A 23,836-nucleotide genomic window follows, 5' to 3' on the forward strand; every position below is an offset into this window, starting at 1 on the left:
GCTGAGGCGCAGCCGCGTCAACCCCGACGCCACCATGTCGCTCGTCGACCACCTGACCGAGCTGCGCGTCCGGCTGCTGATCTCGCTGGCGGCGATCCTGATCACCACGATTTTCGGCTTCGTGTGGTATTCGCATCCGATCTTCGGGCTGGAAAGTCTCGGCGAATGGCTGCGCCACCCCTACTGTGCGCTGCCGCCGTCGGCGCGCGCCGATATCAGCGCCGACGGCCAGTGCCGGTTGCTGGCCACCGCGCCGTTCGACCAGTTCATGCTGCGGCTCAAGGTGGGCATGGCCGCCGGGATCGTGCTGGCCTGCCCGGTGTGGTTCTACCAGTTGTGGGCGTTCATCGCGCCCGGTCTGTACAAGAAGGAGCGCCGCTTCGCGGCGGCGTTCGTGATCCCCGCGGCGGTGCTGTTCGTTGCCGGCGCGGTGCTGGCCTACCTGGTGCTGTCCAAGGCGCTGGGCTTCCTGCTGACCGTCGGAAGCGACGTGCAGGTGACGGCGCTGTCCGGCGACCGGTACTTCGGGTTCCTGCTGAACCTGTTGGTGGTCTTCGGGGTGAGCTTCGAATTTCCGCTGCTGATCGTGATGCTCAACATGGTGGGCGTGCTGCCCTATCAGCGGCTCAAGTCCTGGCGGCGCGGCCTGATCTTCGCGATGTTCGTGTTCGCGGCGGTGTTCACACCCGGCTCCGACCCGTTCTCGATGACGGCGCTGGGCCTGGCGCTGACCGTGCTGCTGGAGTGCGCCATCCAGGTCGCCCGGGTGCACGACAAGCGGAAAGCCAAGCGCGAAGCCGCCGCGATCCCCGATGACCAAGCGTCGGTCATCGACCCGCCCTCGCCGATCCCGGCACCGTCGGTCGTCGGCGGATCCGATGACGACGTCACGTAGCCGTCAGCGTCGCCGGGCGGCGGCGTGACCGACCTGCCCGAGCTGGCTCGGTTCACCGCCGAACTGCCCTTCGCGCTCGACGACTTTCAGCGGCGGGCGTGCGCCGCGCTGGAGCGCGGTCATGGGGTGCTGGTGTGCGCGCCCACCGGGGCCGGCAAGACGGTGGTCGGCGAGTTCGCCGTGCACCTGGCGTTGGCGTCCGGCGGCAAGTGCTTCTACACCACGCCGCTGAAGGCGCTGAGCAACCAGAAGCATACCGACCTGACGACCCGCTACGGGCGCGACCGGATCGGTCTGCTGACCGGTGACCTGTCGGTCAACGCCAACGCGCCGGTGGTGGTCATGACCACCGAGGTGCTGCGCAACATGCTCTACGCCGATTCTCCTGCGCTGCAAGGACTTTCCTATGTGGTGATGGATGAGGTGCATTTCCTGGCCGACCGGATGCGCGGTCCGGTGTGGGAGGAGGTCATCCTGCATCTGCCCGACGAGGTGCGGGTGGTCAGCCTGTCGGCGACGGTGAGCAACGCCGAGGAGTTCGGCGGTTGGATCCAGACCGTGCGGGGCGACACGACGGTGGTGGTCGACGAACACCGGCCGGTGCCGCTGTGGCAACACATCTTGGTGGGCAAGCGCCTTTTCGACCTGTTCGACGAGTCGCACGTCAACCCGGAACTGCTGCGCCACATCGCGCACCGCCGCGAGGCCGACCGGATGGCGGATTGGCAGCCGCGCCGTCGCGGTTCCGGACGTCCCAGGTTCTACCGGCCACCAGGGCGGCCAGAGGTGATCGCGGCCTTGGATGCCCAAGGGCTGTTGCCGGCGATCACATTTGTCTTCTCCCGGGCCGGTTGTGATGCCGCGGTCAACCAGTGCCTGCGGTCGCCGCTGCGGCTGACCAGCGAGGAGGAGCGCGCGCAGATCGCGGAGGTGATCGACCACCGCTGCGGCGACCTCGCCGACTCCGACCTGGCGGTGCTGGGCTACTACGAGTGGAGAGAAGGGCTGTTGCGTGGCCTGGCCGCCCACCACGCCGGGATGCTGCCGGCATTCCGGCACACCGTCGAGGAGCTGTTCGCCGCCGGCCTGGTCAAGGCGGTGTTCGCCACCGAAACCCTGGCGCTGGGCATCAACATGCCGGCCCGCACGGTGGTGCTGGAGCGGCTGGTGAAGTTCAACGGTGAGCAGCACCTGCCGCTGACGGCGGGGGAGTACACCCAGCTGACCGGACGCGCCGGCCGGCGCGGCATCGACGTCGAGGGTCACGCGGTGGTGATCTGGCACCCCGCCGACGGCAGCAGCGAGCCGTCCGAGGTGGCCGGCCTGGCCTCCACCCGCACCTTCCCGCTGCGCAGCTCGTTTGCCCCGTCGTACAACATGACGATCAACCTGGTGCACCGGATGGGCCCGGAACAGGCGCACCGGCTGCTGGAGCAGTCGTTTGCCCAGTACCAGGCCGACCGATCCGTGGTCGGACTGGTCCGCGGAATCGAACGCGGCACCAGGATGCTCGACGAGATCGCCGCCGAGTTGGGCGGGCCGGATGCGCCGATCCTCGACTACGCCCGGCTGCGCGCCAAGGTGTCCGACCTGGAACGCTCCCGGGCCCGCGCGTCTCGGCTGCATCGACGGCAGGCGGCCAGCGATGCGCTGGCCGCGCTGCGCCGCGGCGACATCATCACCATCACCCACGGCCGTCGCGGCGGGCTGGCGGTGGTATTGGAAGCCGCCCGCGACAGCGCCGATCCGCGGCCGCTGGTGCTGACCGAACACCGATGGGCGGGGCGGATCTCGTCGGCCGACTATTCCGGCGCTCTGCCGCCGGTCGGGTCGATGGCGCTGCCCAAGCGGGTGGAACACCGTCAGCCGCGGGTCCGCCGCGATCTGGCCTCGGCGCTGCGCTCGGCCGCCGCGCGGCTGGCGATTCCCGCCGCCGGTCGCACCCGCGACGACACCGACGGCGCGTTTGCCGACCCGCAGCTGGCGGTGTTGCGGGCGCGGTTGCGGCGTCACCCCGTGCACAACGCCCCAGGACTGGAGGCCCAAATCCGCCAGGCGGAGCGGTATCTGCGCATCGAGCGGGACAACGCGCAGCTGCAGAAGAAGGTGGCCGCGGCCACCAACTCGCTGGCCGTGACGTTCGACCGGATCGTCGGGCTGCTCACCGAGCGGGAGTTCATCGCGGGCCCGGCCGGTGATCCGAGGGTCACCGACGACGGCCGGTTGCTGGCGCGGATTTACAGCGAGAGCGACCTGCTGGTGGCCGAATGCCTGCGCACCGGCGCGTGGGCGGGTTTGAAACCGGCCGAGCTGGCCGCGGTGGTCTCGGCGGTGCTCTACGAGTCGCGCGGCGGGGACGGCCCGGGTGCCCCGGTCACCGCCGAGGCGCCCACGCCGCGATTGCGGCAGGCGCTGCATCAGACCGCGCGGCTGTGCGCGGCGTTGCGCGCCGACGAGCGCACACACCGGATCGGGCCGAGTCGCGAGCCCGACGAGGGCTTTGTCGGCGTCATCTACCGCTGGGCACGGACCGGTGACCTGGCCGCCGCGCTGGCCGTTGCCGACGCCAATGGCGGTGGCTCACTGTCGGCGGGCGATTTCGTCCGCTGGTGCCGGCAGGTGCTCGACCTGTTGGACCAGGTCCGCAACGCCGCCCCGGACCCCGAGCTGCGGGCCACCGCCAAGCGCGCCATCAATGACGTTCGGCGCGGCGTCGTCGCAGTTGACGCCGGGTAGGCTGGGCCGCAGCTACGGTTACACAGGACAGCAACGGACTGAGGAGAAATCATGAGCGGACCGCAGGGACCGAGGGAGCCGTGGCAACCGCCCGGCCAGGGCGCCGATCATTCCTCGGACCCGACGATGATGGGGTCGCCGTGGCAGCAGCCGCCCCAGGATGCGAGCTGGCAGGCCCCGGCGTACCCGCCCGCCGGGTATCCGCCCTACCAACAGCCGGCCGAGCCGGCGTATCCGCAGCAGTACCCGCCGTCCGCGCCCGGCTATGGGCAGTCCGACTTCAGCACGCAGGCCACCCAGATCGGCACGCCCGGTCAGTTCGGGCAGTACCCGCAGCCGGGGCAGTACGGTCAGCCCGTCCAGTACGGCCAGCCAGGTCAGCCCGGCCAGTACGGCCAGCCAGGTCAGCCCGGCCAGTACGGTCAGCCGGGCCAGTACCCCGGGCAATACGGCCCCTATGACCAGTCGGCCAAGGCTTCCAGGCGTTCGATGGCGCTGATCGGCGGCGTGGTGGGCGCCATCGCGCTGCTTTTCGCCGCCGTCATCGGGGTGCTCGGTTTTTGGGAGCCCGGGTTCTTTGTCACCACCAAGCTGGATGTCAACAAGGCCAACGCCGGCGTGCAGCAGATCCTGACCGACGAGACCACCGGGTACGGCGCGAAGAACGTCAAGGACGTCAAGTGCAACAACGGCACCGACCCCACCGTCAAGAAGGGCGCCACCTTCGAGTGCACCGTCAGCATCGACGGCGCCGCCAAGCACGTGACGGTGACCTTCCAGGACGACAAGGGCACCTACGAGGTCGGACGGCCGCAGTAGCCGTTACTTCGTGGGCAGCGTGTCCAGCGCCCGGTGGAGCCGGGTGATCGACGACGTGACGCCATAGTGCCCCGCCAGTTCGGCGGTGCGCGCGGGGTCGGCGGCGACGAGCGGCAGGTTGTCGGTGGGCGTGGACAGCGTGACCGGCGCGTCGGTGGCGACTCGTACCACCCGGTCCGCGGCCTTGATATAGGCCGACCCGGCAAGCAGTTTGGTCCGCAATCCCTTGGCCATCGCCGATTTCGGGTCGCCGGCGGCAGCCATGATCTGCTCCAGCGAGCCGTGGTGCGCCAGCAGGGCGGCGGCGGTCTTCTCGCCGATGCCCGGCACGCCGGGCAGACCGTCGGACGGATCGCCGCGCAACAGCGCGAGTTCGGCGTAGGCCGGGCCGGCCCGCTCCACCGGCACGCCGAAGCGTTCGGCCACCTCGGCGGGCCCGAACAGCCTGGCTTTGGAAAGCCCGCGGCCCAGGTAGAACACCCGCACCGGGACCGGATCGTCGGCGACCACCTGCAGCAGGTCGCGGTCCCCGCTGACCACGACCACCGGGTCGGCGCGTTCCCTTGCTGCCAGCGTGCCCAGCACGTCGTCGGCCTCGAAACCCGGGGCCCCCGCCGTCGGGATCCCGAACGCGTCCAGCAGCTGCACGATCATCTCGACCTGCGGGGTCAGCTCGTCGGGCACCTGCTCGATGTCGGGCTGGTCGGCGGGTTCGGCTTCGGCCACCCGGTGTGCCTTATACGACGAGATGAGGTTCACCCGGAACTGCGGGCGCCAATCCAGGTCCAAACACACCGCCAGCCGGGTGGGCCGTTGTTGGGTGATCACCACGGCCAGAGAGTCGATGAATCCGCGAACGGCGTTGACCGGGCGACCGTCCGGTGCGGTGATCGACGACGGCACCCCGAAGAACGAGCGGAACCACATGCTGGCCCCGTCAAGGAGCACCAGTGGCGATCGCAAACGCGGCGGAGCCGGGTGCAGCGGGTCGCCACTCGTTGAACCTCGTGGCGATCGCAAACGCGGCGGAGCCGGGTGCAGCGGGTCGCCACTCGTTGAACCTCGTGGCGATCGCAAACGCGGCGGAGCCGGGTGCAGCGGGTCGCCACTCGTCGAACCTCGTGGGGCGGGCACGCGGATTATCCTGCCAGGCCGGCGCGGGCCTAGCCTGGCGACGATGCGGCCGCGAAGCGGGTGAGGAGGAGCCGGGCAATTGAGCACTAGCCTGACCGGTAATGGATGCTCGCCGCTTCGACGCACGGGTGTACGCCCGTCGACTCGCCGCCACAAGAGCGGCGACCGTCAAGGCCGGCCTGGGTGGTCTGGTCATCACCCCGGGCTACGACCTGCGCTACCTGATCGGATCGCGCGCGGACACGTTCGAGCGACTCACCGCGCTGGTGCTGCCGGCCTCGGGGGAGCCGACGGTCGTGGTGCCCCGGCTGGAGCTGGCCTCGCTTCAGGAGTCCGCTGTCGCGGAATTGGGGCTGCGCGTTCGGGATTGGGTCGACGGCGACAATCCGTACCGGTTGGTCACCGAGGCTTTGGGCGGCTCACCCACCGCGACCGCCGTCACCGATTCGATACCCGCGCTGCACCTGCTGCCGCTGACCATCATGCTGGGCGTGCTGCCGGTATTGGCGACCAACGTGTTGCGTGAATTGCGGATGGTCAAGGAGGAAGCCGAGATTGATGCGCTACGCAAGGCGGGTGCGGCGATCGACCGGGTGCATGCCCGAGTGCCGGAGCTTCTGGCGCCGGGCCGCACCGAAGCCGACGTCGCGGCCGACATCGCCGAAGCGATTGTCGCCGAAGGCCATTCAGAGGTGGCATTCGTCATCGTCGGCTCCGGCCCGCATGGCGCCGATCCGCATCACAGGTGCTCGGACCGTGCGTTGCGGGAGGGTGACATCGTCGTCGTCGACATCGGCGGGACCTACGGGCCCGGATACCACTCCGACTGTACCCGCACCTACAGCATCGGCGAGCCTGATTCTGATGTGGCCCAACAGTATTCGATACTGCAGCGGGCACAGCGGGCCGCCTTTGACGCGGTTCGCCCGGGTGTGACGGCCGAGCAGGTGGACGCCGCCGCGCGTGACGTGCTGGACCAGGCCGGGCTGGCCGACTATTTCGTGCACCGCACCGGACACGGTATCGGGCTGTGTGTGCACGAAGAGCCCTACATCGTCGCCGGCAACCATCTGCCGCTGGCCGCGGGCATGGCGTTTTCCATCGAGCCGGGCATCTATTTCCCGGGCCGGTGGGGGGCGCGCATCGAGGACGTCGTGATCGTGACCGAGGACGGCGCGGTGTCGGTCAACAACCGGCCGCGTGAGCTTTTCGTGGTGCGCGCCTGAGGTGAGCGCCTGTCATGGGGCGACGAGATGAGTGATTCCCAACTGTGGCGCACCGGACGGGCTCTTGGGGTCGGTTGCCGATTGTTGGACCGACGGTAGGAGTCCACTTGGCGTGTGGGCTTGTGGCGGATGTGGCTGGAGGGCATGGATGGACGCTGGTGACGACGAACCTCGATGCCCCTCCTCACCGAACTCGACGTGCTGGTCGACGACCACTCGGTCGAACCCAAGCGACGCCGTGCCGGCCGACCGAAGCGGCTCACCGACGCCGAACCGGTGTGGTTGGCCGTGGCGCAGGTCCTGCGCGGCGCTTGCTCCCAACGTGTCCTGCGCGAGGGCATGGTCGTGTTGGCCGACAAGGGCCCGTCCGGCGCCGAGTTGCAGCGCTACTGCGCCGAAGAACTGAACCCGCTGCTGGTGCGCCCCGACCGCAAGGACGAAAAGAAGCGCCGCTGTGCCAACCTCGCCGGCATGGGTCAATGGATCCAAGCCGTCTACGACACCCGCAAAGACCAGCTCGGACTCAAGCGTCACGGTGGCCGCACCGCCACCGGTGTCCACCGCCGCATCGCGGCGCCTTTACTGGCGCTCGCCGCTGGCATCTGGCGCAACTGGACCATCAACGCAGACGCGAAACGATCGCTGATCGCCGACGACCACTGACTCCGCTAAGTGGTCTTGCCCATAAGGTCCTCGGGCGTCTCGGCGTTCTGACAGGCCGCTCCAGGCGACACACCTTCCTCATCTGCCCCACGTGTACCCGGTACCGCCGGCATACAACGTGCCCGCCTTCAAGCGACAGCCACGGTTGTCGCTCGACGGCGGGCACATCGCATACGCCTGCCGCACCGAAACAATGAGGCGGGTCAGACAACAGGGAACGTCCACCTTGCCCACCGGCTCGCCACAAGCCGCGACACACGGGGCCACCCTGGTTCCGACCCCCAACGAACTTACGAGCGGGACCACTTAGCGTGGGAATCACTCATCTAGTCAGTTGGTGATGTCAATCCAGCGACCATCGCCGTGGTGGTCGGTCGTATTGCGGCATTCGCCATACAGGATGACTTCTCCGTAACTGTGGTCGGACGGGAAGAAGCTCATATTCGCGGTCACGCCGTCTTTGTGCAGGGTTGTACCGTGGAAGTGTTGTCCCGGCGGGGCGCCGTCGTTCCAGCCGTGAGCGATCATCGCCGCCCGGACGTGTTGAAAGTACGCGTCCGGGTCGCCACGCAAGAGGAAGCTCATCCTGACGGTGCCCTGATAGGGCGGATCGCCTTGGTCGTTGCACGAAGCGAACGAGAATCCCCCGCTGACGGCCTGTAAGTCGGCGGCGGCGACGATCTGTTTGGCTGGCTCGACGACTTGGGCCATGGTCTGATCGTCGGTGAGCGGATGGGCGGAATCATCCCATGGATTCGAGGAACCCGCCGAATGTGGTTTGTGCATCACCAGCGCACATCCTCCTAGCAACAGGACGACGACCGCGGCCGCGGCGCGCAGTGCTTGCCGCGCCAGCAGAAGCCGTCGATCAGTGGTGGTGTTGGGCATCGAAAACATGATCGTCGGTAATAGATCCCGGGGGCCGGCTCCATTCCGGGTCTACGCTGGCCGGGGTGCCCGGTATGTCGACGTCCAGCGAACCCAGGCCTGGAAGGCCGATCGCGACGCTCGGCTGATGGCGTGGTTGGGCCAGCATGCCGTCGGATGCCAGCGCGTCGCCGTGGCCAGAGGCGATGTCGGCCATGCTGTGCAAGGCCTCGCTCCGGGGATGGTAGTAATGCGAATGGTCGTGGGGGTTGATGCCGTCGGAGTTGGGCACCTCGGCGCGAAACCGCACCGATCCAAATCCGTCGCCAGCGGGGTCGGTACCGAGACCGGCGGTTAGACCGAGCAGCTGACCGCCGATGTTGTCCCGGTTCACATACCTGCTGAGGCCATCCGATTGCCCGAGCATGCTGATCGGATCCGTGGAAGCCGCACCCACATACACCCGGCCGCCGTCAAGGTGAAAGCTCGCGGCGCTGCGGGCCAGGTCGGTTCCCGGGCAACCCAGTAGCACAGCGTCATTGGCGTGCATCCCGCCCAAGGCGAAAGCGTCGGCCACGGTCGTCGAGCCGTACGAGTGGCCCAGCACGGTGACATGCTGGCCGCCGCCGAGGTGCGTTTCCCACAAACCGTTGACGTCCTGCGCCAGTGCGTGAGCGCCGATTCGGGCCAGCATCGGCGTGGAAATCCGCGGGTCGGTGAAGTCGTTCGGGGCGTCATACCCCATCCACGCGATCACCGCAGTGGGGTTTTTCGGGTCGGCGGCGTTGGCCTGGCCAAAGAGGTTCAGCGCGTCGTTGTGATTGTCATGCAGCCAGCCGCCTTTCACGCTGCTGCTGGTGCCGGGCACAATCACCGCGGTGCTTTTCGCGGTGTCGGGGTTGCCGATGGCGATCGCGGCGCGTCCCTTACCGCCGAATGCCATTGGATCGTAGGCGAACAGGTATACGGGGTGCGGACGAAGGGGGTCCCCGGCGTCCTGGTCGAGGCCCTGCTTCGTCTGATCGGCGTTGCGGTAGCGGGTGATATCGCTCGTCGACAGGCCGTATCTCGTCGGATCGCCCACGACGTCGTCCATCGGCACGCCGTAGCGGCTGGCGATGCCGCGTACCCGATTCAGATCTTGTGTCATGACCGCGAGATTGGCATCGCTGCGCGCGCTGACCGGAACTCCGTTGAGATTGCCGATCTGCTCCGGGCGCTCGGCGACCAGACGTTGCCGTTCCTCGGGTGTCAGCGACGTCCACCACCGGTGCACATCCTCCGCACTGGTGCCCGCTGGCGGAATCTGTATCGGCTCAGCGGGTTTGGCCGGCGATTGGGGCGCGTCCAGTCCCTGGATACCTGCCGGGTCATAGCCGTCGGTGCGCAAAGTGGCCAGCGCTTTCTGCAAATAACCCGAGTAGCCGGTGCGTATTGACTCGAGTTGGCCTAGCGCTGACGCGGTGTCGTCAATGGCGTGCTGTTCAAGGTCGGAGATCAGCGCATCCAGCGCCGATCTGTTGACCGCGGTCAGGTGGATGTCTTCCTCCCATTCCAGCGCTTCGCCGAGTCGGTCGTCGACCTGCTGCAGCTGACCCTCTAGGGTCGCGATCTGCCCGGCCGCGCTTCGTTGCGCCTCGGCCAGGGCCGCCGCGATGTTTTCCAGGTCGACTCCGATCTTGGGCAACTGTAGGGACTGCGCGCCCAGTGACGTGGTCACTCGCTGGACTTCGGCGGAGTCGTTGATCGGGTGCTCGCCGTTCTCGCGATTCCAGGCCGCTTCGAAGCGGCGACGGGCTTGGTCGAATGCTGCGTTGGCTTCGGCGGTGCATCGGCCCGCGGCGCGGAAGGCCTCCGCCAGATCGGCGATCTGGGCGGGGCGACCGGCTTGCAGGCTGTGATTGATCGCCCAGGGATCTCCGCCGGCCTCGGCGATCAGCGCCGGGACGCTTATGTAGCGGAGCCGCATCGCACCGCCCGCAGGTTCGCGGCGTTGCGGTCATCCATGTCGGTGAATCCCGCCGCAGCATAGTGCGCCTTACCGCCGAGTGCGGTCAGTGCCTCCCGGTGAGCCCGCAAGCCTTTCACCTGCTGCGCGTGGGCCACACCGACCGCGTCGTGAAACGTCTGGGCCGCGCGAAATTCACCGAACATCCCCGAGAGCAATGGCCCCCGCGACAGCCGATCAACCCCATCTTGAGCATGTTCACCCGCACGGTGAGACTCCTCGCCCCCCGAGTGCAGCAAACCGGTATCGACAAACACCGCTACTCCCTTCGGAATTGGTGTCAGACTACTACCTCTGATCTGCCGATCAATTCAGCTTTCTCAGCGCCTGCAACGCGTGCAGCGCATCGGCGGCGGCGCGCTGTACCACGTCGCGCTGGGCGTCGAGACCCATTGCGTCGCAGCGAATCTCGGCGACGACCGCCGCGGCCATTGCCCGACCTTCCGTTCGCGTGTACGCCTGCTCAATGGCTGCGGCGGTACGCGTCTCCAGCAAAATGCTGTCCAGATCGACCAGCAGCGTGCGAACGTCGCGCAGGTCACAGTCACCGTTGGTAAGCGCCCGGCGCGCCCGCCAGAGCTGAACCAAGCGTCCGTGGACCAATTTGCGGGCCGCGTGCACTCCGCCGAGCAGCGGACCGTAACTGAGTTCGCTTGCCGGCATGGGGTCCAGCAAGTGTCGCGCAGCCATCACCAGGTGGCCCGCCGCGACAACATCGGTCGACACCTCCCCACGCACGCGGCGGGTAACGTCGGCGCGGATCACATCGACCGGCGGGACGCAGTCTGCATACGTGGTAGCCCCTGTGCCGCGCGCCAGCGCGTCGATCGCATCGGAGGCGGCTCGGTCTACGGCGTGGCGCTGCATCTCGACCCCCGCCGCGTCGCCGCAAATCTCGGCGACAACCGCGGCGGCCATCGCCTGCCGTTCCGCACACGCGTACGCCCGTTCCACGCTTGCGGCGGTGCTGGCCGCCAACAACACGTTCAGCACATCGATCAGCAGTGCGCGCACATCGCGCTGACCCGTAGGCCGTAGCTGCCATCGCTCATCGAGCACCTCGCAGCGCGTGTGCCGCAGCTGCATCAGGCGCCCGTACACCTGCGCGCGGGCCGCTGTGACGGCCTGATACAGCGGGCCATGCGCGATGACGCGTGGCCGCGGCTGGGCGTCGAGCTGATACCGCACGGTGCGTAGTAACTCGGATGCCGCCGGGGCATCCATGAGCGCCTCGCCGCCGCGCAACTGGCGTTCGACCTCGGCGCAAATCAGATCGAACGCCGACGACGAATCGTCACTCACCCCGGTCGGTCTTCTCGTCGGGGGCGATGCGTCCGAAGCCCTTGTGCTCGGGCAGCAGGATGCGCCTGCGGACCACGGGTTTGCCCTCCCCTGGTTTCGTGACCGGCGTGCTCGGGGGCACCGTCAGCCGGCCCTTGACCGGCTGGCCATTGGGAACGGCAGGCGCGGTCACGCGCTTCTCGACCGGCTTGTCTTTGCTCCCTTCGCCGCCGGCGCCCATCGCGCCCGGCGGCACCATCGGCACACCGGCCATGCCCGCCGGTGCCGACGCAGGCGGCGCGCCGCCGGTCGGTGGCACCGACGCCGACCTCGCCGGTGCCCCGGCAGGAGTCGTCGGCGGCGACGACATCGGCACAGGTGGCGGACCCAGATAGCCGGTCGGGGCGGTGCCGCCTGCGCCGCCGGAGCCGATGCCGCCGCCTCCCGCGCCGCCGGCCGCGCCGCCGCCAAGACCGGGTTCGGGCTCGACACTGTCCGCAAGCTGCGCCGCGTCCGCGGCCTCCAGGCCGTCAGCGCCACGGGCTTGTTGCAGCGCACCCATCAGCGGCTGCATAGCACCCTGGCCCGCCTGCATCGCCTGCTGCGGAAGCTGTGTCAGCGGTCCCATCAGGCCGCCGGCCGCACCGCTGAGCGCACCGCCGATACCTGATGCCATCTGCGGGATCATCTGCGCCATCCCCTGCGCGCCTACCCCCTGCATCTGCTGCGCCGCATCGGCCTCGTTGGCCGGAAACTTGCGGGCGGCATCGGCCGCATGCGCTCGACGATCGGCGTCGTCGCCCTCGATGTCGGCGTTCGTGTCTCCCAGATCGGCGTTCGTGGACAAGCCAAACAGCGACATCAGGACCTCGACAGGCGATGTTCCACCGGGATGAACGGGTCCCGGGGCCAGGGGTACAGGACCCGGCCTGCCGGCCGCGGCCCCATAGTCTTCGGGAAACACCTGGATTGTCATGTGGATCTCCTCGTCGACATGGCGGCGATTGCCCAGGCGAGGTGATAGTTCGCCCCCGACTGGTCGCCTGCGATCAGGGCGTTAATGGCTGCCAGCAGCATCCAATCGGCAACCGCGGTGACGTCGTGGTTGGGGTAGGTGGTCAGCACCGATTGCCGGATCTGGGTGGCTTTGTGGTGGAGTAGGTCGGCTTCGTTGTCGGGCACGCCGTAGTTGCGGGTGGCGGCCACCGCCACGGCGTGGGCGATGCGGGGCAGTCCGTCGCGGCGGCGCACTGCTTCGGCCAGGGTGGGCCCGAGTTCGGCGATTTTGGGCGCGATGCGGGCTCGGCGGTCTGCGGTCAGCGCCGGTGTGTCGGGGTCGGGTTCGCCGAGGTAGCCGTGGGGGTGGTGGGACGCCGCTAGGGTGACCGCGCCCAGCAGGTCGATGACGTTGGCGTCGCGGCGCCTTGTTGTCGGTTCGAGCAGGGTCACATGGGTGGGCAGCCGAACGTGCGGGGGGATCCAGCCACCGGCCAGGTCGGTGACCAGCAGTGTGGTGCGTCCGTCGTCGCGCAGCCCGGCGGCCCACGATAGCCGGGGTTCTTGGCGGGCCACCGCGTCGAGGATGCGGCGCAGGCGTTGTTGTTCGGCGGCTCGGCGGGAGGTGTCACCGGCCGCGGCTCCGGCGGTGGCCGGTGCGGCGGCGCTGGCCGTTGGCGATGCCCCGCTGGCGGGGGGACTGGGGGGTGTGGCCTGCGTGGCGGACCTGTCCACCGGCGACATCACCGAAGCGCCCGCCGCAGGCGACGATGGCGCTACCGCGGCACCCGATACGGGACCGGCCGGAGCTGGCGGTGCGGCCGGGGGCGCCACGACCGGTGGACGCAGGTCCGAGCCGTAGGCGGGCAGCGGCCCCGCGGGGGCGGCGGCCACCGGGGCCGGCGATCCTGCCGGGCCGCCGGTCATTACTGGCGCGACCGTGGTCATGCCGCTGGCGCTGTCGGCTGTGGGTGGCGCCACCGGCGCCGGGCCGGGAGCCGCGGCGCTGTCGGGGATGTGCGCCACACCGGCCACACCGGCTGCGACCGTCGGCGCGGGCACGACGGGAGCCGCAGCGGGCGACACCGCAGGAGCCAACGGCTCGGAGGCCGCGTGCACCGCCCCCGCCGACAACGACTCCCCACCGGCGGCCGCCGGTGCGCCCGCCATCATCCCGGTAGCAAACGACTGACTCAACGACTGCGGGGATATCGGCGCGGTCGGCGCCGCCGCTGAGGGCATACCGGCCGGCAGCGACGGGCCACCAACGCTAACCGAGGGAGCGCCGGGGGGCAGGGGTGGCGAAACGGGCGAAGGCGATGGCCACGGCACCAGCCTCCGATCAGAACCGTACGCTAATCCTGCCGGTGAGATCTCCGGCACGCCGTCAACCGGCGATGGTGCAGGCGGAGGCCTCCGATCTGAGCCGTACGTTAATGCTGCCGGTGAGATCTCTGGCACGTCGTCAGCCGCCGGTGGTGCAGGCGGAGGACTCCGATCGCCGCCAAACGCTGACGCTTCTGGTGGTGGCCCTGCCGACCGGGAATCTAAGTCCTCTGCGGTGATCGGGCGGGGTCGCGGGGGACTGTCGAGGTTCACGCCGTGATCACGTAGCCAGCTGCGGGCGCCACCACCGATGGTCTCATCGAGCACTCGCTGTGTCGCGTCGATGATGTTCGACATCGCTGTCGCTCCTGCACTGTCGGCCATGGCGTTCGACTGCTCGATGACCAGGTTTGCTGCGGCAACTTTGGCTTCGATCGGTCCTTTGCCGGCAAGGATCTGATCGATCTGCTGATTGCCGGACTGTGCGATCTCGGTCAGTCGATCGCGCAAATAGTTCACCGCGTCCGCGACACGATCGCTTTGGTCGCTTTTCACCTCGCACTGGTGGGCGATGGTGGCCAGCCGCTGCTCGCCGCGCCAATACCGCTCCAATAAGTCGTCCGCGGTGCGGCCCCGATTGCGCGACAACTGTGATCGTTCGTTTTGCAGGTCGCTTGCCTCATTGCGCTTGAGTTCCCCCGCCTGGCGCCAATAGGTAACGCCTGCCATCGGTGCGTCGGGTCGGGCGGGCCACCACGCACCGACCAAGAGCGCCGACCACCTACCGGGTGGCAGGTCAGCCGCCATCGCACACGGCTTTCATCCGCGCATCCTTGGCGTTGACATCATCGACCACTGCCTGCCAAGCCGGGTCGTCACGGGTTCCAAAGCTACCCATTGCATTGGCATTGGTGAACGCCTCAGCCAGCGTCAGCGCTGCAGCTCGATCGGCGGCTGCGAGCGCCGGGGCCGCATTCACTGCCTGCTCCAGCATCAGTGCCCCGTTCACTGTTGAAACTCCCGCAAGCGCCTGGTTGCCGCTGTGGGTATCTATCTGGACTGAACGCGCCGCTAGCTTGTAGACCTCGCACAGTTTCTGGTGTGCGGCGGCGGTTTCTGCGGCGGTGTATGTCGGCGGACTCGTTGTTCCCGGGGCAGTAATTGGACTGTTGGTCGTCGGGCGCGTCAACGCGATCAGTGCCACGACCAAAGCTGCGGTGCCCAGCAAGGCGGCGACAGCGGCCAAGGCCACCGCCAGCTTGTTGCGTGAACGCGGCGGCGCAGGGGGATGGGTCGGTGTCCACTGTCCTGTGGTGGGTGGGGGGGTGCTTGTCACCCGAGTAAGGCTATTGCAGCGGCCGTGTCTGCGCACTCCACTGCACGTCAGCCGCGTTCGGTGGCGACCCCGGCGGTGGCCAGCCCAGCGACGTCGTGGTTGGGGTAGGTGGCCAGCACCGATTGCCGGATCTGGGTGGCTTTGTGGTGGAGTAGGTCGGCTTCGTTGTCGGGCACGCCGTAGTTGCGGGTGGCGGCCACCGCCACGGCGTGGGCGATGCGGGGCAGTCCGTCGCGGCGGCGCACCGCTTCGGCCAGGGTGGGCCCGGGGCGGCGGCCACCTGGCAGGACATGACCAGAACCGGCCTGATCAATCACTTTGTCAACCCGCAAGACGCCGCGGAAGCCGATATGCAGATGGTTAAGGGGCTGTTGCACCTTGACGATTGGCGTCGGGATCGGCCGCGATTAGGGGCCGGCGGGAACCTTTTCGACATCGCAACACTCTTTGTGGGCGGTGGGGCGGCGGCTCCGGCACCAAGGGTGTGACAGCGGGCGCGCGTGGCGCCGGGGCGGCTGTCGAACGCGCGGAGGCCGCGGGCGCGGTTGGGCGCGGCGGCAGAGTCGCCGGCCAGGTTGGGGAGCTCGCGGGCGCTGGTCGTGCGTTAGGTGATATCAGCCGGACAAGCCGAGGCCCTGACCGCAGAGCTGGAAAACCTCGGCCGGCAGCTACCCAAGACCGAGTCTGGCGCGATGCCAGGAACGCGAATCGCTTATAGCGATGCCCGACAGTTTGTGCAGGAATACGGCTCGCTACTCGACCGGGTCGGTGACGATGAAGGGGCGTACTCAGCTGTCATGAAAAACGGACACGCTTCATCATGGGAAGAGCACGCCCTTCACGTCAATTCGCTCGGCGATCCCTATCGAACTTATACCCTGGGTCGGCTCCCAGAGGGGTGGAGCATCGAAGTATCGGAGGTCGCACCCGGGCTTGGTCAACCGGGCGGATCGCTCCAGGTGCGGATCTTGGACGCCCAGGGTGAGGCGAGAAGTGTGGAGGAGCTACTTGGTCCAGGAGTGTTGCTACCGTGACCATCAGCGTGGATCTTTCAAGTGAGTTACAGGACTGGATCCAGCTCGCCGGTTTGGACATTATCCAAGGATCGAAAACCGACGATGGCCGGACCGTTATTTGGAATAAGGGCGGCGAAATCTGCTACTTTATCAGTGTCGTCGACGGCTATTATGTTATCACATCGTCTCAGCGGATGGATGCCGAGAATTTTCACTTCGGCACAGTATCGATGGCAATTCTTGAAAGATACCTCTACGGGCGGTTTGGCGGGTCGGTTCGAAGTATCTATGGCCTCCAACGCGTACGAAAGCCATTTTTTTTGCCAACGAATTACAAGAGGGCTATAGTATCGCCACGATTGTTTTTGCTGGTCGTGAACGAGATGCTCTTCTGGATGCTACTGGAACGGTGATGGCAATTGCTGCAGCTGATAGGTTAGTCGAATTGTCGCACTATATCGACGTTACCATCGATGTCACAAAGGATTCGTTCCTTGATCCCGACGGTGGGCCATTGTTCACGCCACCAACATGACAGTGGAACATCGAACCAAGCCAACCGATCGCGAGAACCACTCGCCCTGGTCAAGCGGAACCGAGAATCCCGGCACCCGCCCACTGGGTCGTTGATGACCATCCGGCTCGGATTGGCCCGCGGGTTGCGGTAGCGCTGGCCATGCCGCGACTCGGCCCGCGGGCCATCGCTCTCGTCGAACCGCCCGGCCCTCCAATGACGGTCACCAGCCGTCGACCTCGCGAGTCGGTCAGCCCCACGGCCGGCCGTCACCGCACCGGTCAAAGCATTGCATCACTTCGACAACATCTCTCGGCAGCAACGTGGAACTGTGCCAAAGTGGCCCATGCCCCGCGCCCGATGGCTGCAGAGCGTGCAGAGCGTGCAGAGCGCGGTCGTCGTCAGCGCTGTCGTGGTGGTGTTGACGACGGCCGCACCGGTGGTCGCCGATGCCGGGGAGGTGGGCACTCGACCCCCGCCCACGGCGCCATGCGACGCCATCAGTCCGATCGCCATCCCGTGTGTCGCGCTCGGCAAGTTCGCCGACGCGGTCGCCGCGGAGTGCCGCCGCGTCGGGATACCCGGTACGCGGTGCGGGCTTCCGCTCGCCCACCGGGTGACCCAAGCGGCGCGGGACGCCTACCTGCAGTCATGGGTGCACCGAACGGCGCGGTTCCAGTACGCGCTGCAAGACCCGTTGCCTATGCGCGACGCTCAGTGGCTGGGCACCCATAACTCGTTTAACAGCCTCAGCGACTCGTTCACCATCTCGCACGCCGACTCAAACCAGCAGCTCTCGTTGACCCAGCAGCTGGACATCGACGTCCGCAGCATCGAGCTGGACCTGCACTATGTCCCACGGCTAGAGCTCCACGGGGCCCCTGCCGTCACCGTGTGTCATGGGCTGGGACCGAAGAACGCGAACCTGGGCTGCACCGTCGAACCCTCGTTCGCCAACGTGCTGCCGCAGATTGCGAACTGGCTGAACACACCCGGGCACACCGACGAGGTCATCCTGCTGCTCATCGAGGACCAGCTGGAGAACGCCGCGGCCTACGCGTCGGCGGTCGCCACCCTCGACCATGTGTTGCGGCGTCCGAACGGAACGAGCCTCATCTACCACCCCGACCCGGGCCAGCGCGCCGCCAACGGCTGCGTAAAGTTCCCGCTCGACGCGTCGCGCGACGACGTCCGGGCATCCGGCGCACGGGTGGTGCGCGTCAGCTCCTGTGTGCCGAGCTGGTCGGCCGACGTCTTCGACTGGGCCGGCCGAGAAGTGCAGGGCGGCTCGACCTCCCGCTACCAGCCGTACCCGGCGTGCGATGCCACCTATGGCGGCGCCGTCTACGCCGCACGCCTGGTCCGCTACTACGAGGACTCGACCCTGGTCTCGGCCCTGGCCGACCCGACCCGGCCACCCGCCAACCCCGAGGCGCTCACACCGCCGAAGGTGCAGGCGATGACGGACTGCGGTGTCAATCTGCTCGGCCTCGACCAGCTGCTGCCAGAGGACGGGCGGATCCAGGCGTCGCTGTGGAGCTGGGCACCGGACGAACCCCGAGCGGGTGCCGGAACCTGCACCCTGCAGGGAGCCGATGGTCGCTGGGTCGCCGCGCCGTGCGGGGACGCGCACCCCGCGGCCTGCCGGGACGCGACAGGCACCTGGCCCGTGACGGCTTTGGTGGCGTTCGCTGGGGCTGCATCAGCCTGCGCCGCCATCGGCGCGGACTTCGCCCTGCCTCGAACGGGGGACCAGAACGCGGGTCTGCACTCCGTGGCCGGGGCCGCCGGTGGCGCCTGGGTGAACTTCGTGGTGCCGTCATGAGCTGGCGCAGGACTCTTCTCGAACTCAGTGGTCGTGGCCGCTGTGGTCCTGCGGGATGATCCCGTGCAGCTGGGCGTACAGGGCATCGCACGCCGACAGTGTCGACGCCGCAAACGTCGCGGCCGCCACCGCAGCCAGCACCCGAGCCGTGAGCGCAACCTTCTTGGTCTTCCTGTCCATCAATGTGTTCCTTTCGTCGGTGACGGGCCGAGCGTACTGAACACGATTGTCATTATCAATAGGGCTGCCCTTCGGTCGCCGGACATGAAGAGTTTCAGCCGCTCCTTTCTTTGCGGACGGCGCAGCCATGCGCGACGATGCTGGGGTGCGGTGTGAGGTTGCGCGTGAAGCGTTGTCTGCGCGGCTGGACGGCGAGCGTCCAGAAGTGCTGGCGCAGCAGGTCGACGCCCACCTGCAATCGTGCCGCCGCTGCCGCACCTGGCTGATCGGTGCGGCCGCGCAGACCCGTCGGTTCGCGACCGTGGACACGGTTCCGGCACCCGACCTGGCCGACAGGATCATGGCAACCGCCGGCGTCGCCCGCGTGCCGGCCTACCGGCGCTGGTTGCCTCGGCTCAACTATGGCCATGCCCGATGGGGTTTGATCGGCATCGGCGTGTTCCAGGTGGCGATAGCGGCGGCCCAAATCAGCGGAATCGACTTCGGCATCATGCCTCACCACGGACATGGCGCGATGATGACCGGCGCGCATTTGCTGCACGAATCCACCGCTTGGCTGCTGGCGCTGGGAGTGGCCATGATCGCCGCCGGCATATGGCCTCGCGCGGCGGTCGGCGTGGCCGCGATCGCCGGTGCATATGCCGCGGCGCTCATGGCCTACGTGGCATTTGACGCGTGGCGGGGTGAGGTCACCGGCGCGCGCATCGCCAGCCATGTGCCCGTGCTGGTCGGCGTGGTGTTCGCATTGCTGGTCGCGCGAGATCGCAGCGGGGCGCCCGGGTCGCGGCCGGCCGACGCCGAAACCGACGCCGCTGCCCAATCCCCGGCCGCGACGCGCGGTCGACACCGGGGGCATTTCTGGCCGATCAACCGCGCTACGACAACCCGTAGTATGCAGCGCGAGCCGTCCCGTTTAAGGTGGATGCCCATGACCGCGTCCAGCGACGACGAGGCCGTGACCGCGCTCGCCCTGGCGGCCGCAGACGGGAACGCGCAAGCGCTCGAGGCGTTTATCAAGGCCACCCAGCAAGACGTGTGGCGTTTTGTCACCTATCTGTCCGACGCGGGCAGCGCCGACGATCTCACACAAGAGACGTTCCTGCGGGCGATCGGCGCCATTCACCGGTTCGCCGGGCGCTCCAGCGCCCGGACCTGGCTGCTGGCCATCGCGCGCCGGGTGGTCGCCGACCACATCCGCCAGCTCCAATCGCGGCCCCGTACCGCCCACGGGGCCGACACCGAACACCTGCTCGACGGCGATCGCCACTCCCGTGGATTCGAAGACCTCGTCGAGGTCACCGCGATGATCGCCCAGCTCACCAGCGATCAGCGCGAAGCCCTACTGCTCACGCAGCTGCTCGGCCTGTCCTACGCCGACGCCGCCGCGGTGTGCGGCTGCCCGGTGGGCACCATCCGATCCCGGGTGGCCCGCGCCCGCGACGCGCTGCTCGCCGACACCGACCGCGACGACCTGACCGGTTAGCGGGACAGCACCAGCCGGTGACGACGCGGCAGCTGGATCCCGCGGCTGGCGGGCCGGCACCAGGTACGGCACGCGTTGTGCGGATCATCGCGGCATCCTGCGCCAGACGAACGCCGGCAGCAGCCTCAGCACGAAAAACACCGGCCGCAGCGCCCCCGGGACCCAGACGGCGCGCTTGCCCTTAGCCAGCGCACGCGTGGTGGCGGCGGCGACCCGCTCGGGGGTGCTGGACAGTGGTGCCGGCGTCATGCCCTGCGTCATCCGCCCGATGACGAACCCGGGCCGCACGATCAGCACCCGCACCCCGGTGCCGTGCAGCGCGTCGGCCAACCCGTTGGCGAAGCCGTCCAGCCCGGCCTTGGCCGACCCGTAGACGTAGTTGGCGCGACGCACCCGCACCCCGGCCACCGAGGAGAACACCACCAGGGTTCCCCGTCCGGCCGTGCGCATCGCGGCGGCCAGCTGGGTGAGCAGGCTGACCTGCGCGACGTAGTCGGTGTGCACGATGGCCACCGCATGCGCGGCGTCGCGCTCGGCGCGGGCCTGGTCGCCGAGGATCCCGAAGGCCAGCACCGCGATGCCGATGGGGCCGTGCTCGGCGACGATCGCGGCGACCAGCCGACCGTGGGAGGCAACGTCATCGGCGTCGAATTCCCTGGTGTCCACCCTGGCCGCCCCCGCCTCGCGCAGGGCGGCCGCCTGGGCGTCGAGCCGGTTGGCGCCACGTGCGGCCAGCACCACCGTCGCCCCCGGGGCCAGGCGCCGCGCGAGTTCGATGCCGATCTGGCTGCGCCCGCCGAAAATTACCACCGGACCCGCGCCCGTGTCGTCCACGGCTGCGATTATCACCTGCGCTAGCGTGGGTGGCGATGGCGAACACCACCACCCGGCTCAGCGACGACGCGCTGGCGTTTCTGTCCGAACGCCATCTGGCCATGCTGACCACGCTGCGGGCCGACAATTCACCGCATGTGGTGGCGGTGGGCTTCACCTTCGATCCCCAAACCCATATCGCTCGGGTGATCACCACCGGTGGCTCCCAGAAGGCGGTTAACGCCGATCGTGGCGGCATCGCCGTGCTCAGCCAGGTCGACGGTGCCCGGTGGTTGTCGCTGGAGGGCCGCGCCGCGGTGAACACCGACATCGGCGCCGTCCGCGACGCCGAGTTGCGCTACGCGCAGCGCTACCGCACGCCACGGCCCAACCCGCGACGCGTCGTCATCGAAGTCCGGGTGGAACGGGTGCTGGGGTCGGCGGATTTGCTTGATCGCAGCGGTGGGTAGCCCCGGCACCGGTCTGGCCCGGCGCGAGTTGCTGCTGGTGTTGCTCATGCCGTTGATCGGCTGCGCGGGCCGTGATCGTCCCACGGCGACGTCGGTGCGGCCAATGCCGGATTTGACGGGCCACTTTGCCGAACTCGAGCGGAAATACCAAGCCCGGCTTGGGGTCTACGTGCCCGCCAGCGGGGCAACCGCCGCCATCGCCTATCGCGCCGATGAGCGATTCGCGTTCTGCTCCACGTTCAAGGCCCCGCTGGTGGCCGCGGTGCTGCACCAGTTTCCGCTCACCCATCTGGACAAGGTGATCACCTACGCCAGCAACGACATTCGGTCGACCTCACCGATCACCCAACAGCACGTCGACACCGGGATGACCGTCGGGCAGCTGTGCGAGGCGGCGATACGCTACAGCGACGGCACCGCCGCCAACCTCCTGCTGGCCGATATCGGCGGCACCGCGGCGTTTACCAGCTACCTGCGCGGCCTGGGCGACCAGGCCAGCCGGCTGGACCAGGAAGAGCCGGAACTCAACCGCAACCCGCCCGAAGACCACCGCGACACCACCACGCCCCGCGCGATCGCCCTTGTCTTTCAACAGCTTGCGCTCGGTGACGCGTTACCCCCCGACAAGCGGGCCATGCTCACCGATTGGCTGGCGCGCAGCACCACCGGCGCCAAGCGCATCCGCGCCGGATTTCCCGCCGACTGGAAGGTGATCGACAAGACCGGAACAGGCGACTACGGACGCGCCAACGACGTCGCCGTGGTCTGGTCCCCCGGCGGGGCCGCCCAGGTGGTGGCCATCATGTCCGATCGGGTGACCGGCGGCTACGACGCACAACCCAGCGAAGCGCTGATCGCCGCAGCGGCAACGCGCATCGCCGAGGCGCTCGGCTGAGCGTTCGCGCGGCCATGGGTGCCGCGCGGACGTTGCCGCGGGTTTGGGGCGATCATCGCCGTGGCAAGCTTGATGTTTCCCGCGGTGGCGGTAACCGAAGGAGTTTGCGCTGAAGTGAACGAGGATCCTCGGGCCGACGTTGTCTCCCGCCAGTACCAGCGGTGGATGTACCCGCACCCGATAGCGGATCTGGCGGCGTGGACATCGGCGAACTGGGAATGGTTCGACCCGGCGTATTCGCACCGGATCCTCTGGCCCGACCGGGAATACCGGCCCGACCTTGACATTCTGATCGCCGGTTGCGGCACCAACCAGGCCGCCATCTTTGCCTTCACCAACCGTGCCGCCAACGTGGTGGCGGTCGATGTCAGCCAGCCGTCACTGGACCACCAGCAATACCTCAAAGACAAGCACGGACTGGCCAACCTGGAGTTGCGGCTACTGCCCATCGAAGAGCTGCCGACGCTCGGCCTGGACTTCGACCTCATCGTCTCCACCGGCGTCCTACATCACATGGCAGATCCGCAGGCCGGCATGAACGCGCTCGCCCAATGCCTGCGGCGAGACGGCGTGATCGCCGCCATGCTTTACGGCAAGTACGGGCGGGTCGGGGTCGAACTGCTGGAATCGGCCTTCCGCGACATGGGGTTTCAGCAAGACGCGGCGTCGATCGCCCTGGTGAAGAAGGCGATCTCGGTGGTGCCGCCGTATCATCCGGTGCGTAGCTATCTGAAGAAGGCGCGGGATTTGCTCTCCGATGCCGCGCTGGTCGATACGTTTTTGCACGGCCGCCAGCGCAGCTACACCGTGGCCGAGTGCGTCGATCTGGTCACCTCCGCCGGACTGGTGTTCCAGGGATGGTTTCACAAGACCCCGTACTACCCGCACGACTTTTTCGTGCCGGACAACGAGTTCTACGCGGCGGTGAACGCGTTGTCCGAGATCACGATGTGGGCGGTGATGGAACGACTGGAGACGCTGAACGGCTCGCATCTCTTCATGGCGTGCCGGCCAGACCGGCCCAAAGAGCAGTACACCATTGACTTTTCGACACGTGATTGCCTTGACTATGTTCCGCTGATGCGCACGCGTTGCGGTGTCTCCGGCACCGAAATGTATTGGCCGGGCTGGCGTATGACACCCAAGCCGGATCAGTTGCGGTTTCTGCGGCAGGTCGACGGCCGGCGCACCATCGGGGAGATCGTCGAGCGCGTACGGCAGAGTGGCGACTCACCCGCAGCCAGCACGGCCGAGCTCGAGGAATTCGGCCGCATGCTGTTTCAGTCGTTGTGGCGCCTGGATTTTGTCGCGATGGCGCTGAACGCTACCCGGGGTATCGACGCGGGGTGAACG

General features: G+C 68.0%; 21 protein-coding genes and 4 pseudogenes. 14 read left to right on the top strand and 11 right to left on the bottom strand.

The window, feature by feature from the left end:
* Window positions 1–34 precede the first annotated feature (34 nt).
* The 3 genes from tatC to G6N20_RS05845 are packed head-to-tail and all read left to right on the top strand — an operon-like array spanning window position 35 to window position 4,450.
* Window positions 35–895, top strand: a complete 861-nt coding sequence (tatC, locus tag G6N20_RS05835) for a twin-arginine translocase subunit TatC (protein ID WP_083049976.1) — start codon at window positions 35–37, stop codon at window positions 893–895.
* 24 nt (window positions 896–919) lie between these two features.
* Window positions 920–3,631 carry a DEAD/DEAH box helicase gene (locus G6N20_RS05840; RefSeq protein WP_083049941.1) on the top strand — a complete coding sequence of 904 codons (2,712 nt, stop codon included), beginning with the start codon at window positions 920–922 and terminating at the stop codon, window positions 3,629–3,631.
* A 51-nt stretch (window positions 3,632–3,682) separates the two neighbouring features.
* The gene (locus G6N20_RS05845; protein WP_083049939.1) at window positions 3,683–4,450 is read left to right on the top strand and encodes a DUF4333 domain-containing protein; all 768 of its coding nucleotides are present in this window, start codon (window positions 3,683–3,685) and stop codon (window positions 4,448–4,450) included.
* 3 nt (window positions 4,451–4,453) lie between these two features.
* On the opposite strand, the gene G6N20_RS05850 is transcribed toward G6N20_RS05845, so the two are convergent.
* Window positions 4,454–5,413 (bottom strand): 5'-3' exonuclease, encoded by a 960-nt coding sequence (locus G6N20_RS05850; protein WP_083049937.1) that lies wholly within the window; start codon window positions 5,411–5,413, stop codon window positions 4,454–4,456.
* 272 nt (window positions 5,414–5,685) lie between these two features.
* Here G6N20_RS05850 and G6N20_RS05855 point away from each other — a divergent pair, with 272 nt between their 5' ends.
* The gene (locus G6N20_RS05855; protein ID WP_083049935.1) at window positions 5,686–6,810 is read left to right on the top strand and encodes a M24 family metallopeptidase; all 1,125 of its coding nucleotides are present in this window, start codon (window positions 5,686–5,688) and stop codon (window positions 6,808–6,810) included.
* Window positions 6,811–7,134: 324 nt separating this feature from the next.
* A pseudogene (locus tag G6N20_RS05860) lies at window positions 7,135–7,473 on the top strand (IS982 family transposase); the annotation flags it as partial.
* Window positions 7,474–7,803: 330 nt separating this feature from the next.
* Here G6N20_RS05860 and G6N20_RS05865 read toward each other — a convergent pair.
* The 8 genes and pseudogenes from G6N20_RS05865 to G6N20_RS05900 form a co-directional block, all read right to left on the bottom strand.
* A complete protein-coding gene (locus tag G6N20_RS05865) occupies window positions 7,804–8,361 on the bottom strand; it encodes a hypothetical protein (RefSeq protein ID WP_083049930.1) in 558 nt (185 codons plus the stop codon).
* Window positions 8,342–10,309: a putative alpha/beta hydrolase gene (locus G6N20_RS05870; RefSeq protein ID WP_083049928.1), complete on the bottom strand. Its 1,968-nt coding sequence runs from the start codon at window positions 10,307–10,309 to the stop codon at window positions 8,342–8,344. The genes G6N20_RS05865 and G6N20_RS05870 overlap by 20 nt, the downstream gene beginning before the upstream one ends.
* On the bottom strand, window positions 10,291–10,605 hold the full coding sequence (locus G6N20_RS05875) for a DUF2563 family protein (RefSeq protein ID WP_083049926.1): 315 nt from the start codon (window positions 10,603–10,605) through the stop codon (window positions 10,291–10,293). Before G6N20_RS05875 ends, G6N20_RS05870 begins: the two co-directional genes overlap by 19 nt.
* Window positions 10,606–10,676: 71 nt before the next feature.
* A pseudogene (locus G6N20_RS05880) lies at window positions 10,677–11,650 on the bottom strand (hypothetical protein); the annotation flags it as partial.
* Window positions 11,643–12,605 carry a hypothetical protein gene (locus G6N20_RS05885; protein ID WP_083049921.1) on the bottom strand — a complete coding sequence of 321 codons (963 nt, stop codon included), beginning with the start codon at window positions 12,603–12,605 and terminating at the stop codon, window positions 11,643–11,645. The pseudogene G6N20_RS05880 and the gene G6N20_RS05885, both read right to left, overlap by 8 nt.
* Window positions 12,602–14,758, bottom strand: coding sequence for a DUF5631 domain-containing protein (locus G6N20_RS05890; protein WP_083049919.1), 2,157 nt, complete (start codon window positions 14,756–14,758; stop codon window positions 12,602–12,604). Before G6N20_RS05890 ends, G6N20_RS05885 begins: the two co-directional genes overlap by 4 nt.
* Entirely contained in the window at window positions 14,748–15,287 is a 540-nt protein-coding gene (locus G6N20_RS05895) for a hypothetical protein (protein ID WP_083049917.1), read from the bottom strand. Before G6N20_RS05895 ends, G6N20_RS05890 begins: the two co-directional genes overlap by 11 nt.
* Window positions 15,288–15,373: 86 nt before the next feature.
* Window positions 15,374–15,553 (bottom strand): annotated as a pseudogene (locus G6N20_RS05900) (DUF5631 domain-containing protein); the annotation flags it as partial.
* A gap of 426 nt (window positions 15,554–15,979) precedes the next feature.
* On the opposite strand from G6N20_RS05900, the gene G6N20_RS21735 reads away from it, so the two are divergent.
* The 4 genes from G6N20_RS21735 (at window position 15,980) to G6N20_RS05915 (ending at window position 18,642) form a co-directional block, all read left to right on the top strand.
* Window positions 15,980–16,321: a glycohydrolase toxin TNT-related protein gene (locus tag G6N20_RS21735; RefSeq protein WP_083049974.1), complete on the top strand. Its 342-nt coding sequence runs from the start codon at window positions 15,980–15,982 to the stop codon at window positions 16,319–16,321.
* Window positions 16,318–16,716, top strand: coding sequence for an Imm61 family immunity protein (locus G6N20_RS05910; protein ID WP_269474170.1), 399 nt, complete (start codon window positions 16,318–16,320; stop codon window positions 16,714–16,716). The genes G6N20_RS21735 and G6N20_RS05910 overlap by 4 nt, the downstream gene beginning before the upstream one ends.
* Window positions 16,662–16,838, top strand: coding sequence for an Imm61 family immunity protein (locus tag G6N20_RS21740; RefSeq protein WP_269474193.1), 177 nt, complete (start codon window positions 16,662–16,664; stop codon window positions 16,836–16,838). The genes G6N20_RS05910 and G6N20_RS21740 overlap by 55 nt, the downstream gene beginning before the upstream one ends.
* Before the next feature lie 325 nt (window positions 16,839–17,163).
* Window positions 17,164–18,642: a hypothetical protein gene (locus G6N20_RS05915; RefSeq protein WP_083049915.1), complete on the top strand. Its 1,479-nt coding sequence runs from the start codon at window positions 17,164–17,166 to the stop codon at window positions 18,640–18,642.
* Window positions 18,643–18,666: 24 nt separating this feature from the next.
* On the opposite strand, the gene G6N20_RS05920 is transcribed toward G6N20_RS05915, so the two are convergent.
* A complete protein-coding gene (locus G6N20_RS05920) occupies window positions 18,667–18,822 on the bottom strand; it encodes a hypothetical protein (RefSeq protein WP_158084773.1) in 156 nt (51 codons plus the stop codon).
* Between the two features lie 127 nt (window positions 18,823–18,949).
* On the opposite strand from G6N20_RS05920, the pseudogene G6N20_RS21050 reads away from it, so the two are divergent.
* Both G6N20_RS21050 and sigC read left to right on the top strand, forming a co-directional pair.
* A pseudogene (locus G6N20_RS21050) lies at window positions 18,950–19,585 on the top strand (DUF2275 domain-containing protein); the annotation flags it as partial.
* Window positions 19,586–19,750: 165 nt separating this feature from the next.
* On the top strand, window positions 19,751–20,305 hold the full coding sequence (gene sigC, locus G6N20_RS21055) for an RNA polymerase sigma factor SigC (RefSeq protein WP_232065502.1): 555 nt from the start codon (window positions 19,751–19,753) through the stop codon (window positions 20,303–20,305).
* Between the two features lie 84 nt (window positions 20,306–20,389).
* Here sigC and G6N20_RS05930 read toward each other — a convergent pair whose 3' ends face one another.
* A complete protein-coding gene (locus G6N20_RS05930; protein ID WP_083049911.1) occupies window positions 20,390–21,139 on the bottom strand; it encodes an SDR family NAD(P)-dependent oxidoreductase in 750 nt (249 codons plus the stop codon).
* 29 nt (window positions 21,140–21,168) lie between these two features.
* Between G6N20_RS05930 and G6N20_RS05935 the strand changes: the two genes are divergently transcribed.
* From G6N20_RS05935 to G6N20_RS05945, 3 genes are all read left to right on the top strand, one after another.
* Window positions 21,169–21,588, top strand: coding sequence for a F420-dependent biliverdin reductase (locus G6N20_RS05935; protein WP_142272098.1), 420 nt, complete (start codon window positions 21,169–21,171; stop codon window positions 21,586–21,588).
* A 46-nt stretch (window positions 21,589–21,634) separates the two neighbouring features.
* Window positions 21,635–22,483 (top strand): class A beta-lactamase, encoded by an 849-nt coding sequence (gene bla, locus G6N20_RS05940; RefSeq protein ID WP_083049968.1) that lies wholly within the window; start codon window positions 21,635–21,637, stop codon window positions 22,481–22,483.
* A 165-nt stretch (window positions 22,484–22,648) separates the two neighbouring features.
* Window positions 22,649–23,833, top strand: a complete 1,185-nt coding sequence (locus G6N20_RS05945; RefSeq protein ID WP_232065503.1) for a class I SAM-dependent methyltransferase — start codon at window positions 22,649–22,651, stop codon at window positions 23,831–23,833.
* Window positions 23,834–23,836: the final 3 nt, after the last annotated feature.

Source organism: Mycobacterium shinjukuense (assembly GCF_010730055.1).
GTDB classification, from domain to species: Bacteria; Actinomycetota; Actinomycetes; order Mycobacteriales; family Mycobacteriaceae; genus Mycobacterium; species Mycobacterium shinjukuense.

Coding starts and splice junctions, on each gene's coding strand:
- sigC (WP_232065502.1), top strand. CDS start 19,751: ATGACCGCGTCCAGCGACGACGAGGCCGTGACCGCGCTCGCCCTGGCG.
- G6N20_RS05845 (WP_083049939.1), top strand. CDS start 3,683: ATGAGCGGACCGCAGGGACCGAGGGAGCCGTGGCAACCGCCCGGCCAG.
- G6N20_RS05865 (WP_083049930.1), bottom strand. CDS start 8,361: ATGCCCAACACCACCACTGATCGACGGCTTCTGCTGGCGCGGCAAGCA.
- G6N20_RS05855 (WP_083049935.1), top strand. CDS start 5,686: ATGGATGCTCGCCGCTTCGACGCACGGGTGTACGCCCGTCGACTCGCC.
- G6N20_RS05915 (WP_083049915.1), top strand. CDS start 17,164: ATGCCCCGCGCCCGATGGCTGCAGAGCGTGCAGAGCGTGCAGAGCGCG.
- G6N20_RS05885 (WP_083049921.1), bottom strand. CDS start 12,605: ATGACAATCCAGGTGTTTCCCGAAGACTATGGGGCCGCGGCCGGCAGG.
- bla (WP_083049968.1), top strand. CDS start 21,635: ATGCCGTTGATCGGCTGCGCGGGCCGTGATCGTCCCACGGCGACGTCG.
- G6N20_RS05920 (WP_158084773.1), bottom strand. CDS start 18,822: ATGGACAGGAAGACCAAGAAGGTTGCGCTCACGGCTCGGGTGCTGGCT.
- G6N20_RS05870 (WP_083049928.1), bottom strand. CDS start 10,309: ATGCGGCTCCGCTACATAAGCGTCCCGGCGCTGATCGCCGAGGCCGGC.
- G6N20_RS21735 (WP_083049974.1), top strand. CDS start 15,980: ATGCCAGGAACGCGAATCGCTTATAGCGATGCCCGACAGTTTGTGCAG.
- tatC (WP_083049976.1), top strand. CDS start 35: ATGTCGCTCGTCGACCACCTGACCGAGCTGCGCGTCCGGCTGCTGATC.
- G6N20_RS05945 (WP_232065503.1), top strand. CDS start 22,649: ATGTACCCGCACCCGATAGCGGATCTGGCGGCGTGGACATCGGCGAAC.
- G6N20_RS05890 (WP_083049919.1), bottom strand. CDS start 14,758: ATGGCGGCTGACCTGCCACCCGGTAGGTGGTCGGCGCTCTTGGTCGGT.